The 13809-nt window shown below is 56.5% G+C and carries 13 protein-coding genes and 1 pseudogene; all 14 read right to left on the reverse strand.

All coding sequences use genetic code 11. The features are described from left to right. Positions 1 to 12: 12 nt before the first annotated feature. The 14 genes and pseudogenes from ACXADZ_RS11420 to ACXADZ_RS11485 all read right to left on the reverse strand — a co-directional run bounded on the left by ACXADZ_RS11420 (position 13) and on the right by ACXADZ_RS11485 (position 13808). A complete protein-coding gene (locus ACXADZ_RS11420; protein WP_475196435.1) occupies positions 13 to 858 on the reverse strand; it encodes a universal stress protein in 846 nt (281 codons plus the stop codon). A gap of 88 nt (positions 859 to 946) precedes the next feature. Next, positions 947 to 1324, reverse strand: coding sequence for a SnoaL-like domain-containing protein (locus ACXADZ_RS11425; RefSeq protein ID WP_475196438.1), 378 nt, complete (start codon positions 1322 to 1324; stop codon positions 947 to 949). Between the two features lie 85 nt (positions 1325 to 1409). Then, positions 1410 to 1556, reverse strand: a pseudogene (locus tag ACXADZ_RS11430) (IS6 family transposase); the annotation flags it as partial. 83 nt (positions 1557 to 1639) lie between these two features. Beyond that, positions 1640 to 2647, reverse strand: coding sequence for a LacI family DNA-binding transcriptional regulator (locus ACXADZ_RS11435; RefSeq protein ID WP_475196441.1), 1008 nt, complete (start codon positions 2645 to 2647; stop codon positions 1640 to 1642). Positions 2648 to 2652: 5 nt separating this feature from the next. Then, on the reverse strand, positions 2653 to 3822 hold the full coding sequence (locus ACXADZ_RS11440) for a dihydrodipicolinate synthase family protein (RefSeq protein ID WP_475196443.1): 1170 nt from the start codon (positions 3820 to 3822) through the stop codon (positions 2653 to 2655). 4 nt (positions 3823 to 3826) lie between these two features. Then, entirely contained in the window at positions 3827 to 4135 is a 309-nt protein-coding gene (locus ACXADZ_RS11445) for a Dabb family protein (protein ID WP_475196444.1), read from the reverse strand. Between the two features lie 2 nt (positions 4136 to 4137). Next, a complete protein-coding gene (locus tag ACXADZ_RS11450) occupies positions 4138 to 5724 on the reverse strand; it encodes a GMC family oxidoreductase (protein ID WP_475196445.1) in 1587 nt (528 codons plus the stop codon). A 16-nt stretch (positions 5725 to 5740) separates the two neighbouring features. After that, positions 5741 to 6499 carry a 3-ketoacyl-ACP reductase gene (locus tag ACXADZ_RS11455; RefSeq protein WP_475196448.1) on the reverse strand — a complete coding sequence of 253 codons (759 nt, stop codon included), beginning with the start codon at positions 6497 to 6499 and terminating at the stop codon, positions 5741 to 5743. Continuing rightward, positions 6496 to 7986 carry a GMC oxidoreductase gene (locus tag ACXADZ_RS11460; RefSeq protein ID WP_475196451.1) on the reverse strand — a complete coding sequence of 497 codons (1491 nt, stop codon included), beginning with the start codon at positions 7984 to 7986 and terminating at the stop codon, positions 6496 to 6498. The genes ACXADZ_RS11455 and ACXADZ_RS11460 overlap by 4 nt, the downstream gene beginning before the upstream one ends. Continuing rightward, positions 7983 to 9095: an ABC transporter ATP-binding protein gene (locus ACXADZ_RS11465; RefSeq protein ID WP_475196454.1), complete on the reverse strand. Its 1113-nt coding sequence runs from the start codon at positions 9093 to 9095 to the stop codon at positions 7983 to 7985. Before ACXADZ_RS11465 ends, ACXADZ_RS11460 begins: the two co-directional genes overlap by 4 nt. Before the next feature lie 6 nt (positions 9096 to 9101). Continuing rightward, positions 9102 to 9983: a carbohydrate ABC transporter permease gene (locus ACXADZ_RS11470; protein ID WP_171189151.1), complete on the reverse strand. Its 882-nt coding sequence runs from the start codon at positions 9981 to 9983 to the stop codon at positions 9102 to 9104. Continuing rightward, positions 9983 to 10876: a carbohydrate ABC transporter permease gene (locus ACXADZ_RS11475; RefSeq protein WP_170376146.1), complete on the reverse strand. Its 894-nt coding sequence runs from the start codon at positions 10874 to 10876 to the stop codon at positions 9983 to 9985. Before ACXADZ_RS11475 ends, ACXADZ_RS11470 begins: the two co-directional genes overlap by 1 nt. Before the next feature lie 101 nt (positions 10877 to 10977). Continuing rightward, on the reverse strand, positions 10978 to 12228 hold the full coding sequence (locus ACXADZ_RS11480; RefSeq protein ID WP_171189153.1) for an ABC transporter substrate-binding protein: 1251 nt from the start codon (positions 12226 to 12228) through the stop codon (positions 10978 to 10980). Positions 12229 to 12284: 56 nt separating this feature from the next. Continuing rightward, positions 12285 to 13808 (reverse strand): aldehyde dehydrogenase family protein, encoded by a 1524-nt coding sequence (locus tag ACXADZ_RS11485; RefSeq protein ID WP_171668972.1) that lies wholly within the window; start codon positions 13806 to 13808, stop codon positions 12285 to 12287. Position 13809 lies beyond the last annotated feature (1 nt).

Consider the following 13809-nt stretch of genomic DNA (forward strand, 5'->3'; position numbering starts at 1 on the left):
CGGCTCACTTCATCAGTGTCCTAAAAGCACTGGTAAACTTGTCTGCTCCAACATTGCTTGCGTCGTGCCCCCAAAAACTGACTCTCGCAAATGGGAATGCCCATAAGCTCCCATAACAACGAGATCGGCCCCCGCTTCGCTTGCTCGTTCTTGAATGCAGTCTGCAATTGAATTTCCCCCGCACTGGAACTGCGACACGGTCACGTCGCAACCGTGATGGCCGAGCCATTCAGCTAGGTCATTTCCGGGCACGCTACCTTCTAAGTCCTCAGGCGACGGGAAATCAAAACACCCAATCACAACTTCATTGGCCGCCAGAAGAATGGGTAAGGCTAAATGCGTCGCCCTAGACGCAGGCAAGCTGCCATTCCATGCCAAAAAAATGCAGTCGCGTTGGGCAAACGGATCTCCATTGATCATCAGAGCGACAGGCGAATGAAACAATACTCCGCACGCGATCATGTGAAATAAATCGGGATCTCTTCGCAATCCAGCGTCTAGAAAGGCGATATCGGAGAATTTTGCTTGTTCTGCTACAATTTGCCGCAACTCTGCTCCAAGCCCCATAAAGGCAACTACATTTGCCGATACGCCCCGCCCAACCAGAAGCGCTTCAACTCTAGTGGCGCGAGACTTTAAGGCGGCTTTTTTCGCGTGAAGAACGTCCAACCAGTTTGAGGGCAGACCCGCCTCAACGAACTTGTTTGACCCATACTTCAGGTAAGGCAGGCTAGGTAACGCCGCGATCAATACGCAATTCAAATGGTCGTTCTGGATACGGGCAGTATCAGCGCATTCCAAAATCGACGCGTCATCGGCATCAACTCCCACATAATATGCCACTGTTCTGTGTTGCATTCCCGACCTCCGTCCGGAATTTCACTTCGCCCGAAAGCCGTGCGCATTGATTGAACCAACAAATAGCCGATGTTGTTAGTCGCTTATCTTACTTCGGCAGCATGAAGAACTCTTCCAACACAATCTTGCCTTCCGCCACCGAATACACTGCGATCTCACGCAGGGTCATACGCTCACCCGTAGCCTTCTGAATTACTTCAGCTCTGAAGCGCACTCCAAAGCGGTTGGGTGGGTGGACGTAGGGGCCGTCCACTTCTAGTTCTTTGATTTCATGCGATGCCAACCAATCCTCTCTTTTTCCCTTGATGGCTTCGCGACCCTTTGAAACGCGGAATTGTCGAACCGGAGGCAGAACGGCCTCTATCGACTGTGCGTTTTCGGCATAAATTTCATCAACACTTCCAAGGCCCCTGCGCTCACGCATGGCCTTGACGAAGGATCTACCGATTTCAATCAACTCTTCCATGACCCCCCTCCCCTAGATCGCCATTGAGTGTACCACTTCTTGCCCGCTCAATTCTTGACAAGGATCAATAAGCACATTGGTGGAAAGTATCGGGACTCACCTCGATGCCAAGATTGTGCAGCAGATCTTCGAGATTTCGAAGCGAGAGCGGCAATCGAGTGTATAGCGTTACCGCAATGCGGATGATCTCGGGACTAATTTTAAAGAATTTGAAAGAGGCAGGTCTGGTCATGGCAAAAGCACGCGACCGCTATGTCCCGCTCAACCAAAGCTCTTCTGACAAGACCTCTCGACAAAGGCTGGTATAGTCTTTTGCTACACCGTGTCTTTCGTAGTTTGCCTCAATACCAAACGCGTTGAAGTCCGCGTGTATTGCGCTGGCGTGGCACCATCCTGCAACCACAGCAAAACAGTGTCCGCAACTTGTTCTCCAAACTCAGAGACGCCGCAGTGTACGGTAGACAAAGCTGGCCAGCATTCTGATGCTTCCTTGATGTCGTCGAAACCGACAATCTGAAACTCCGTGCCAATCTTTATCTGAGTTTCATGGCAGGCATTAATCATCCCAAAAGCAACAAGATCATTGAAACAGACTGCGGCATCGCACGCAGGATGCTCTTTGAAGAGGTTGACCGTTGCTTCATGTCCAAATGATCGGCTGGATTCCCCTGTTTTTACAATAGGCTGCAAGTGGTTGTCTTTCATCGCACTGATATAGCCGGACAGTCTTTCCTGAGTGACTTCGGCACCATCCAGACCACCGACAAAGGCGATGTTCCGCGCGCCCGTTTCGATCAGGTACTGCGTTGCCGCGCGTCCACCCTCTGCGTAATCAGGAGCGATAAAGGGAAATCTGCAAGTTTCGCTTTCAACCTGTCGCAAGACTTGCATCAACGGAATGCCAGCTCGCTCTACCGCGGAGAGGGTGTTTGTGACATCGCCATAAGCAGGCGATAGGATCAAAGCAGAAACACCGTGCTCAAGCATCGCGCCCACCACCTGATCCTGAAGTTCGGGGTCTTCGTTTGTGTTCGCCAATACGACCGCATAGCCTCGGGACGCCAGCGCCATCTGTAACGAAGTCGCAAACTCAGTGAAAAACGGGTTGGTCAGGTCGTTTATCACCAAACCTATTAGCGCCGTTCCCGTGGATCGCAGATTTGCCGCCGATCGGTTATAGACATACCCGATCTCTTTCATCGCGGTATGGACGAGCTTGCGTGTCTCCGGCTTCACCTGCGGACTGCCCTGCAAAACAAGGCTTACCGTCGACTTGGAAACGCCCGCCGAGTTGGCGACATCTATGATCGTGGGTCTTCGCATTCAGGCTATTGTTCAACTCCATGCAAGCTGAGAAGCGTGGTCATCCGTGCTTTAGCCAGTTCAGGGTCTGAGAGTAAACCGGCCTGATCCGCCAATCTGAACACTTGCGCGTAGTGGCAGATGTCACGGCTGGATTGGAACCCACCCGGCATGATGAAATGGGACTGGGCTCCGTTCAGCCATGCCAGACAGGCAATCCCGGCTTTGTAGAACCGCGTCGGAGCCTTAAAAATCTCTCGACTGAGGGGAATAGTCGGTGCGAACAGCGCGTTGTAGCGATCCATGTCGCCCATAGCCAACGCCTCAAGCGCCTGGCTGGCGGCGGGGGCGATAGCAGCGAAAATGCCGAGTAGAGCGTGGGAAAAATGCGTTCCATCCCCGGCAATAAGATCGGCGTAGTTGAAATCGTCACCAGTGTAGAGGCGCACGCCGTCCGGCAACCGCGCGCGGAAGTTTTCTTCATGTGCCTGATCCAGCAAGGATATTTTTATCCCATCAACCTTGGCGGGATTTTCGTTTATCAGGGACAGCACAAAGTCGCTGGCCGCGTTGATGTCCGTGCTACCCCAATAGCCCGTCAATGCAGGATCGAACATATCGCCCAGCCAGTGCAGGATTACAGGCTCCGCAGCCCCATCGATCAGCGCGCGGTATACATCATGGTAGGTGTCTGGACCTGCCTTGATCGATGGGAAGGAGCGTGACGCCATGAGGATCAATTGCCCTCCGCCGGCTTCGATCGCCTCGGCCTGATGCTCGTAGGCTGACAGGATTTCACCCGCTGTGTTCAACGCGCTTAGAGGCAAGTGATCAGTCCCTGCCCCACAAGCCACCCGAGGCGACAACGGATGCGCCTGCGCAGCCTTCATTGTGCGCTGGATCAGCTCCAGCGCGGTCTCCCACTCGACGCCCATACCCCGTTGTGCGGTATCCATGGCTTCGGCCAGACCCAGCCCCTGATCCCAGAGTCCCTGACGAAATCGCAGGGTCGCTTCCCAATCAACTGCGGGACGCCCATCCCAGGGATTACGTTCCGCCAGCGGGTCTGAAACCACATGAGCCGCCGCAAAGGCCGTGCGCGTCAGAGGCACCTGCGGCTTGCGCGGTACTAACGGCGTTCCGGTCAGCGCATAGGGTTCCAGCTGCCCCTCAGGATTTGGCAAAATCAATTTCATTGTCTCAAACCTCCAAATCCAGAACCAGAATGCCGTCGATGCCACCCACCGCGTCCTCGACCAGTTGCGCGCCCAGCGCCTTGTGCGTTTCGTTGTTCTGATAGGCCTCTAGCGCGGCCCAATCGTCGAAGTCGATCACGAAACCATGCATGTATCCGCGTTCGATCTGCTCGGGGCTCTCACTGCGGCCCCCGGTAAACCCGCTGGCTCCGGGAAGGGCCTTTGACACGTCCTCGAGACCTTTGTAGATGGCTCCGATTGTCTCCTCGGTCACGTCGGCGCGGAATTTGGTCAGTACGATATGGCGGATCATTTTTAGAAACCCTGATCTTGTTTGATCATGTCGGAAGCTTTTTCCCCGATCATGATTGTAGGTGCATTGGTGTTCGATGAATTGACCGTCGGCATAATCGACGCATCCGCGACGCGAAGCCCTTCGATCCCATTGAACCGCAGGCGCGGGTCCAGAACGGCTTCGGCATCGCTGCCCATACGACAGGTACCAGCGCAGTGGTGCGATGTTTTGGAGTGTACACAGATAAAATCGAAATACTCCTGCTCGGTCCGCACATCCGGACCCGGCAAACGTTCTGCCAAGATGTACGGCTTCAGCGCATCCTGAGCGAGGATGTTCTGCACCAGCTTCAGCCCCCGAATGGACATCTCGCGATCGTAGGGATCCGCCAGATAGTTGGGATCTATAAGCGGCATCATCGCGGGGTCTGAACTTTGCAACCGGACGGTTCCGCGTGATCTGGGTCGCAAAAAACAGGCGTTCAGTGTAACCCCACCGTTGGGCATCGCCTCGACCCCTGCCTCAATGCCGGTACCAAGCCCCAGATGCAACTGAAGATCCGGTGAACGCGCATCCGGGTCTGCGTACCAGAACCCACCCGTTTCGAACAGGCTGGACGCGACCGGTCCCTTGCGGGTGAAAAGGTATTGCAGGCCTGCAAAAGCTGAAAGGTGCAGCTTAGCGAAACGGTCGTAGGTGTGCGGGCCGGTCACTTCGCAGATGGAATACAAATCCAGATGGTCCTGCAAATTCGCGCCCACCTGCGGCTGATGAAAAACCGCGTCGATGCCAAGGCTGTCCAAATGATCCGCGGGGCCAATTCCCGACAGTTGCAACAAGCGCGGCGAACCGATGGCACCTGAGGACAGAATGACCTCTTTCGCGGCGGAGATCTTGTCCCCATTCATCATCTCGACACCAGTCGCCCTGCCTTTGTCCACCGTAATGCGGCGGACCTGTGCGTCGGTGCGCACGGTCAGGTTCGGGCGGCTGAGGTTCGGCGCGATAAACGCCATAGCAGCAGAGGATCGTCGCGCATTGCGCTGGGTCAGCTGATAGTATCCCGCGCCGTCCTGTTTCGCCCCATTCACATCGCGCGTTTCGGGAATCCCCACTTCCCCTGCGGCCTTGATGTAGGCGTCGCAGATTGGCAAAGGTGCTGCGGGCATGGACACGCCCAGCGGTCCGCCCTTGCCGTGAAACTCGTCGTCGTAGGTGTCGTTGTCTTCGGACTTTTTGAAATAGGGCAGCACGTCGGCATAACTCCACCCCTCGCACCCCATCTGTCTCCAGTCATCGTAATCCTGAGCTGCACCCCGCGTGTAGATTTGCGCGTTAATTGCAGACCCTCCGCCGATCACCTTGGCCTGGGTGTAGTTGAAGACCTTGTTCTGCATGTGCCTTTGCGGAACCGTGGACCAGCCCCAGCTGCCGATACCCTTGGTCATCTTCGCGAACCCGGCTGGTAAGTGGAAGAACGGGTGACGGTCGGTGGAGCCGGCCTCTAGCAACAGCACACGCGCCGACGGTTCTTCGGAAAGACGCACAGCGATCACCGAGCCTGCCGAGCCGCCCCCAATTACAATGAAATCATATCCTTCAGACATTCTTATATGCCCTGACTTACAGACGTGAAATCGACAAGCCGCCATCCACCGGGATGGCGGCACCGTTCGCAAAGTGCATATGCCCCTGAACCAGTGGGACGACAACGGACCCAATATCCTCGGGCTCACCCCAGCGTGCCGCGGGAACAAGACCGCCTTCGATACGGTCGGTGTACTTGTCGCGCACGCCCGCCGTCATCTCGGTCGCGATGATGCCCGGTCGCAGCTCAAAGACGCCGATGCCTTCGGGGGCCAAGCGTACTGCGAACAACTGAGCCATCATCGCTGCGGCTGCCTTGGACACGCAGTACTCGGCGCGTTCGATCGATACCATTGTCGCGCTGACAGAGGTGACAAAGGTGATCGAACGATAGGTATCTTGCGGCTGCTCCAACATGCGCCGGGCCACCTCTTGCGCCAGAAAAAACGCGCCACGCAGGTTGATATTCTGCACGAAGTCCCAGTTCTCGGGCTTCAGATCCAGCATGTCGCCGCGCACTGGCGCCCCAACCCCTGCGTTGTTTATCAACGCGGTGATCGGGCCCAAATCGGCTTCGATCTGATCCAGTAGCGCCGGAACGTGATCAATGTCGGACACGTCGTGCTGTACATAAATTGCGCTTGGGCCAAGCTCTGCCAAAGCCGCCTTAACGACTGGTTTGTCGGGCTCCGAGCGAGAGGCAATTGCGACCTTGTACCCCACCGCGATCAAGGCACGCGCCACCCCTAGTCCAATGCCCTGTTGTCCTCCGGTCACCAATGCTGTTCCGGTCATGCGGCGAACTCCGTTTCAATGATATGACGCCCCGAGCGGAGTGCGAGTGCGGCTATAGTAAGGGCCGGATTCACCGCCGCAGATGTCGGAAGAACTGACGCGTCGACGATGAACAGGTTCTTGTGGTCGTGGCTGCGACAGAACGTGTCGACGACACTGCTTGCCGGGTCATTGCCCATCCGTGCAGTTCCGCATTGATGCGACGGAGTTCGCCGATCAAATGGTCGCGACAGTACCACGGGAAACCCGGCCTGCTTCAGATGCGCCTTTAGCCGCGCAACCAAGGCCTCGTGCGCAGCCCAATTCGAGCGTTTCCAATCCAGCTTGATCTGGTCACCTTCGACCGTCACCCGGCTTTCTGGGTTCGGCAGATCCTCGGACATAGCATAGAAATCAAAACTGCGACTTGCGATCAGTGCTGCAATTGGACCCGGTAGATTGGTTTGCGACGCAAGGATCGGCCCAGTGATCTTTCCCAACATCTGAATGTTGCCCAAAGGCAAGCCACCCTGTCCGTCGCTGTTGTAATAGTCGTTGAACATCAATGTCTTTTGATAGACCGCCCTGTTTCGGCGCAGCGGATGAAGGGCCAGCACCGCCGAACAATTGTGGTTCATGAAGTTCCGTCCGACCTGATCGGACCGATTGGCAAGACCGATTGGACAATTGTCGTTCGCGGACTGCAGCAACAGTACCGAGGACTGTACCGCACCTGCTGCAAGCACGATGACCGGCGCACGCAGGGTACCGTGGCCATCAACTTCGACACTTGTGACACGACCAATGGCATCAGCCTTCAATTTTCGGACACGCGCGTCAGTTAGCAGCTCGACATTCCCATGCTTCAATGCCTCGGCGAGGGCACAGGTTTCGGCGTCCATTTTGCCGCCGCATGTATTGGGAAACGCATCCCAAGTTGTTTGCCCAGCCCGCAACCAGGTTTCGATATCCACGCCCAAAGGCACTGAGGACGGCGTCAGGCCTGCGTGGCTTAGCCGGTTCCTCAGGTCTGCAATATCAACCTCATCCGGCACAGGTGGGTGCGGATAACCCCTACTGTGCGGCGGTTCGGTGGGGTCCTCTTTGGTGGTCCCACGTGCGTCGTAAAGCTGTTCCGCGGTGGTATAATCCGCCTCCAGCTCTTCATAGGGCATGGGCCAGCCGTGCGAATAGCCACCCATATGCTGACGCGGCTCAAAATCCTCTTTCCGATAGCGTATCAAAGCTGCGCCGTAGAACTTGGAATTTCCACCAACGCAGTAGTAGTTTCCGGGGTTGAAAGGTTTGCCTGCTCCATCCAGCCATGTTTCATCAGGGCGAAAGTGCCCATTGGCAAAGATCGCTTTTGGGTCTCGATCCTGAGGTGAGAGCTGCAACCGCTTGCCTCGTTCAAGGATCAGAATGCGACGACCGGACGGAGCCAACGCCGCAGCCAGTGTTGCCCCTCCGATACCCGACCCAATGATTATGACGTCAGCTCGATTCATGGAAGGATCCGCATCTCGCTTTCGGGATCAAAAGCCACGGCCTTTTCCATGTTCACTGCAAAGTTGAAATCCTGACCCGGTGCCACTTCGGCATCCGAACGCATACGCGCGATCACATCTCGTCCGCCCAATTGCATCGAGACGAAGGTGTCCGATCCAGCGGGCTCCGTCACCACGATACGGTTGGCCATCTGCGCGATGTTCGACGACTTTCGATCCGCGCCATCCATATCGGTGATTGTCTCAGGGCGGATTCCCAACAAGATCTCGTGCCCATCCCATGCGGCCAAGTTGTCCTGGCTGAACGGAAGTTGCGCCATAGATCCGTCGTGAACGGCGACCTCTGCATGAGGGCGGCCATTCAAAACCGCAACCTTGGCCGGTACCACGTTCATCGCAGGCGAGCCCATGAATGTTGCAACGAAGATATTCGCGGGTGTGTCATAGATTTCCTGCGGCGTACCCAGCTGTTGGACATAACCGCCGTTCATTACGGCGATCCGGCTTGAAAGCGTCATCGCCTCGATCTGGTCATGCGTCACATAGACGATGGTGGTCCCGAGATTTTGATGCAGCTTCTTGATCTCGGTTCGCATGTCGACGCGAAGCTTGGCATCCAGGTTCGAGAGCGGTTCATCGAACAGAAATACATCAGGGTTCCGTACCAACGCGCGACCCATCGCAACCCGCTGGCGCTGACCGCCCGACAACTGACCGGGCTTACGATCCAGCAACTGCTCGATCTGCAAGAGCTTGGCAACTTCTTGCATCGCTTTGTCGCGTTCAGGCTTGGGCACACCATGCATCTCAAGTCCGAAAGTGATGTTCTGCCCGACCGTCATATTGGGATACAAAGCATAGCTTTGGAAAACCATGGCAATGTTGCGGTTGGACGGGTGCACCCCGTTCATCACCTGATCCTTGATGCGGATTTCGCCGCTGGTGATCTCTTCCAGCCCCGCGATCATGTTCAGCAGAGTGGATTTGCCACAGCCCGAGGGACCGACCAGAACCAGGAACTCTCCTTCCTGCACCGAGATGTCGACCTTGTGCAGAACCTCAACCGCCCCGTAGGATTTGGTCGCGTTGTCTATGTCTAGAAAACCCATGAGGTCTTATCCTTTCACCGAACCCGCCATCAGGCCGCGGACGAAGTATCGTCCGGCCACGATGTAGACGAGCAGAGTTGGCATGGCCGCCAGAATGGCGCCTGCAAAATGAACGTTGTATTCTTTCACACCGGTTGATGACTGCACCAGATTGTTCAACGCCACCGTCATCGGTTGGCTGTTGGCATCGGCAAAGGACGCGCCGAACAGAAAGTCATTCCAAATGTTGGTGAACTGCCAGATGATCGAAACCACGGCGATCGGCCCGGAACTGGGCAGAAGAATGCGCCAGAAAATCTGGAAGAACCCGGCGCCATCAATCTGCGCCGCGCGGATCAGCTCGGTCGGGAACACAGCGTAGTAGTTACGGAAGTACAGCGTCGTAAAGCCAATCCCGTAGACAACGTGGACAAGTGCAAGACCCCAGGTGGTGCCTGCCAGCCCGATTATGCCCAACATCCGTGCCATCGGGATAAGAACAATCTGGAACGGGATGAAGCAGGCGAACAGCATCAGACCGAATAAGATGGTGTCGTACTTGAAGCGCCATTTGGTCAGCACATAGCCGTTCAACGCCCCAAGAATGGTCGAGACGATCACCGCCGGGACCACCATCTTGATCGAGTTCCAGAAGTAGGGCTTCAGCCCAGTCGGATCGACGCCGATCTGCGCCGAAGACCACGCCTTGAGCCACGGCTCAATCGTGAACACATGCGGCAGGTTCATCATGCCGCCGCCGGTGATCTCTTCCAATGGCTTCACCGAGTTCACCAGCATGACATAGAGCGGCAGCAGGTAGAACAGACCGAACAGAAGCAGCACCAGATAGATCAACGTGCGCGTAACGCGGCCCGTTCGGATTGCGGTATCCTGAGTAGCTTGAGACATCAGCGTTTCTCCCGCAATTCAGCGTAAAGATACGGGATCATGATCGCGGCAATGGTCATCAGCATAATCGTGGCCGAGGCCGCACCGATCCCCATCTGGTTTCGCGTGAACGTGTAAGAATACATGAAGGTCGCGGGTAGTTCTGTGGCGCGACCGGGGCCACCCCCGGTCAGGGCGATGACAAGGTCAAAGGTCTTGATCGCCAGGTGGCTGAGGATCACGAAGGCCGACAAGAAGGCTGGTCGTAGTTGCGGGATAATGATCCGGCGATAGAGGTTCCAGTTCGACGCGCCGTCCATCTGCGCAGCCCGCAGAATTTCATTGTCGATCCCACGCAGGCCAGCCAGGAACATTGCCATCACAAAGCCGCTCGTCTGCCAGACGGCTGCTAGAACAACTGTGTAGATGGCGTAATCACGGTTTTTTATCCAGTCGAACTCGAAGCTGGTCCAGCCCCATGTGTGCATCACGTTTTCCAACCCGATACCAGGGTCAAGGAACCACTTCCAGGCTGTACCGGTGACAATGAAGCTCAGAGCCATCGGATAGAGGTAGATGGGACGCAGCAGCCCTTCCCCCCGGATTTTCTGATCAAGGAAGATCGCCAGGCCCAGGCCGATACAGGTGCAGATCACGATATATAGGCTCGCGAAAATCCCCATATTGATCAACGAGGTTTCCCAATGGCTCAGCCGCCACAGTTTGTCGTAGTTTTCCCATCCGACCCATCCAAAGGACGGCAGGATGCGACTGTCGGTGAATGACAGGTAGACCGAAAACAGAATGAACCCGTAGACAAAGACCAGCATCATCGCCAGCGACGGTGACAGGACCAGCTTGGGTATCCAGTTCTGAAGGCGTGTCTTAAAATCCGCGTCGGCTGAAGCAGCCATGGCGCGCCCTCCTCGTTCGAGTCGTGTTAGATCGGAGCTTTTGCGCCCGTTTGGTGAAAGGGCGGCCAGACCGCCGCCCCATCGGGAGGATCAATTGTGGATCACTTGGCGATCGAAACGGCGTCAACCAGTTCGGTCACGGCATCTTCGCTGCCGTACTCGCCGTTAAAGTGGGCGGTCACCACGTCATAGACGGCGTTCTTGACTGACGCCGGCGCGGCATGTCCGTGTGCCATCGAGCCGAACAGGTTGCCTGACGAAGCCGCGGCGGCCAAATCTTTCATGCCCTGCTGACCACACGCATCCAGATCGCTTCCATCCACGTCAGTACGAGCCGGGACAGAGCCTTTCACCTTGTTAAAGGCAATCTGGAAGGATGGCGACAGGATCGCGCTGGCCAGCGCGGCTTGCTCGGCCGATACCGTACCGCCCTGATCAAACATCATGAACTGGTCAGCGTTGAAGGTGACCTGATCCTGAGTACCCGGGAAGCGGAAGCACAAAAAGTCTTCGCCCGGCACTTTGCCCGCGTTTAGGAATTCGCCTTTGGCCCAATCACCCATCATTTGGAAGCCGGCTTCGCCGTTGATGACCATCGCTGTCGCCAGGTTCCAGTCACGACCCGAGAAGTTCTCATCCACGTTGTCGCGGATAAAGGCCATACGGTCAAACGCTTCTTTCATCGCGTCGCCACCCAGCGTTTCCTCGTCCAAGTCGATGAAAGCCGCTTTGTAGCCGTCAGGCCCCAGCGTCGACATCGCGATAGCATCGAACACGGTCGCGTCCTGCCATGCCTGACCACCATGCGCGATCGGGGTGACACCAGCGGCTTTCAACGCCTCAACTGCGGCGACGAATTCTTCCCAGTTGGTGGGCTGTGCAATGCCGTTGGCGTCCAGCACCGCCTTGTTAGCCCAGACCCAGTTGGTCGAATGCACGTTCACAGGAGCCGAGACCCATTTGCCGTCATGCTTGGCGAAGGCTTTCAGCGCATCTGGGACGACGTCATCCCAACCTTCCTGGGCTGCCACTTCGTTCAGATCGGCCAGCGCGCCCTGATCGGCCCAGTCCAGAATGTCAAAGCCCAGAGCCTGAACGGCTGTTGGAGCGTTGCCTGCGGTGACGCGTGCGCGCAGAACGGTCATCGCCTGCTCACCACCGCCACCTGCAACAGGCATGTCGGTCCAGCCGATGCCCTGTCCAGAAAGGTCGTCCTTGAGAACGTTCAATGCTGCAGCCTCGCCGCCAGAAGTCCACCAGTGCAGAACTTCCACGTCTTCAGCGTGCGCAAGGCTGGTCGTGCACAGTAGACCTGCCACAAACAGCGATTTTGTATTCAAAAATTTACGCATTCTTGTTTCCTCCCTTAATGCGTTATTCTCACTCGGGACCAATCTGGTGCCCGGTCTTAGTCGTGTGGAACCCATGGCGCCCGGCTGTTGCCGACGCGCATGACCACTGATTTCACTTCGAAGAATTCCTCGAACCCATATCGTCCGATTTCCCGCCCCTGCCCGGATTGTTTGACCCCACCGAAAGCGACCTCGGGGAACCCGTCCATCCAGGTATTGGTCCAGACCGTTCCCGCTTCTGCTCGGCGGGCAAACTCTAGGCAGGTGTGAACGTTTTCGCTCCAGACCCCTGCCGACAGACCGTAAGCGCTATCATTGGTGAGCGCGATGGCTTCGTCCAGTGTTTTGAAAGTCAAAACGGACAGAACCGGCCCGAATACCTCATCACGGGCAATGGGCATGTCGGACGAGACGTTGGAAATCACAGTCGGCTGATAAAACTGAGCACCGAGGCCTTCGACCTCCAGCGGCTCACCACCCAGATCGATAGTCGCACCGGACGCCCGCGCCTGTTTGACATAAGCGTCGATTTTTGAGTTGTGCTCCGGTGTTACAATAGCTCCGACTTGCGTTGTCGGGTCCAGTGGATCGCCGAATTTGACTTTGCGCGACAAGGCAACGACTCGCTCACGGAAATCGTCGGCGATATCTTCGTGCACAATGATACGACTGCTTGAATTGCAGCACTGGCCGACATTGAAATAAACACCGAACACAACGGCATCCGCCGCTGCATCCAGATCGGCATCAGGAAAGATGACCTGCGGGTTTTTGCCCCCAAGCTCCAGCGCAACTTTCTTAAGCGTGTCCGATGCAACCACGCTGATCGTCTTGCCCACGGCTGTCGAGCCGGTAAAGCTGACCATATCCACGCTGTCGTGGCCGGACATAGTGCGTCCGACGGGAACGCCGTAACCAAGCACGACATTACAGACACCTGCGGGTAAACCGGCTTCGACCAACAGCTCGGCAAGCATCAAGGTTGTCGACGGTGTCATCTCAGACGGCTTCACAACAACAGTGCAACCAGCGGCCAATGCAAAGGGGAGCTTCTGACTGAGGATCCAGAACGGGAAATTCCATGGCGTGATGATGGACACGACCCCAATGGGTTCCTTCAACACGACACCCATCATGTCTGCGCCGAGAGTGTTATGACTGTCACCGTGCGTACTGCGCGCCAACGAGGCAGCATAACGCCAAAGGTCTGCGGCACCTCCTACCTCGCCCTTGGATTGGCTGATCGGCTTGCCACTCTCCAGCGTTTCGATCAGGGCGATGCGGTCGACGTTCTGCTCGATCAGTTCTGCAACTCTCAGAAGAACCGCTGCCCGTTCTTTGCCGGATGCGCGGCTCCAATAACCGGTGTCGAACACCTTGCGCGCCGCCTGGATCGCGGCCTCGGCTTCAGCCTCGCCACCCAACGCCGAACGGCTGACGATGTGCCCGTGCGAGGGTGAGCGCCGTTCGAACGTCTCACCCGACGCGCTATTCTGCCACCTGCCATCGATGAGATGCCGACCTTCGAACAACGGCGGCAACTCGAACGGGATAGCAGGGTTGATGGTGATATCTTTCATA

The sequence above is a fragment of the Ruegeria sp. ABM4_193 genome (assembly GCF_056158705.1).

Coding starts and splice junctions, on each gene's coding strand:
- ACXADZ_RS11420 (WP_475196435.1), bottom strand. CDS start 858: ATGCAACACAGAACAGTGGCATATTATGTGGGAGTTGATGCCGATGAC.
- ACXADZ_RS11425 (WP_475196438.1), bottom strand. CDS start 1,324: ATGGAAGAGTTGATTGAAATCGGTAGATCCTTCGTCAAGGCCATGCGT.
- ACXADZ_RS11435 (WP_475196441.1), bottom strand. CDS start 2,647: ATGCGAAGACCCACGATCATAGATGTCGCCAACTCGGCGGGCGTTTCC.
- ACXADZ_RS11440 (WP_475196443.1), bottom strand. CDS start 3,822: ATGAAATTGATTTTGCCAAATCCTGAGGGGCAGCTGGAACCCTATGCG.
- ACXADZ_RS11445 (WP_475196444.1), bottom strand. CDS start 4,135: ATGATCCGCCATATCGTACTGACCAAATTCCGCGCCGACGTGACCGAG.
- ACXADZ_RS11450 (WP_475196445.1), bottom strand. CDS start 5,724: ATGTCTGAAGGATATGATTTCATTGTAATTGGGGGCGGCTCGGCAGGC.
- ACXADZ_RS11455 (WP_475196448.1), bottom strand. CDS start 6,499: ATGACCGGAACAGCATTGGTGACCGGAGGACAACAGGGCATTGGACTA.
- ACXADZ_RS11460 (WP_475196451.1), bottom strand. CDS start 7,986: ATGAATCGAGCTGACGTCATAATCATTGGGTCGGGTATCGGAGGGGCA.
- ACXADZ_RS11465 (WP_475196454.1), bottom strand. CDS start 9,095: ATGGGTTTTCTAGACATAGACAACGCGACCAAATCCTACGGGGCGGTT.
- ACXADZ_RS11470 (WP_171189151.1), bottom strand. CDS start 9,983: ATGTCTCAAGCTACTCAGGATACCGCAATCCGAACGGGCCGCGTTACG.
- ACXADZ_RS11475 (WP_170376146.1), bottom strand. CDS start 10,876: ATGGCTGCTTCAGCCGACGCGGATTTTAAGACACGCCTTCAGAACTGG.
- ACXADZ_RS11480 (WP_171189153.1), bottom strand. CDS start 12,228: ATGCGTAAATTTTTGAATACAAAATCGCTGTTTGTGGCAGGTCTACTG.
- ACXADZ_RS11485 (WP_171668972.1), bottom strand. CDS start 13,808: ATGAAAGATATCACCATCAACCCTGCTATCCCGTTCGAGTTGCCGCCG.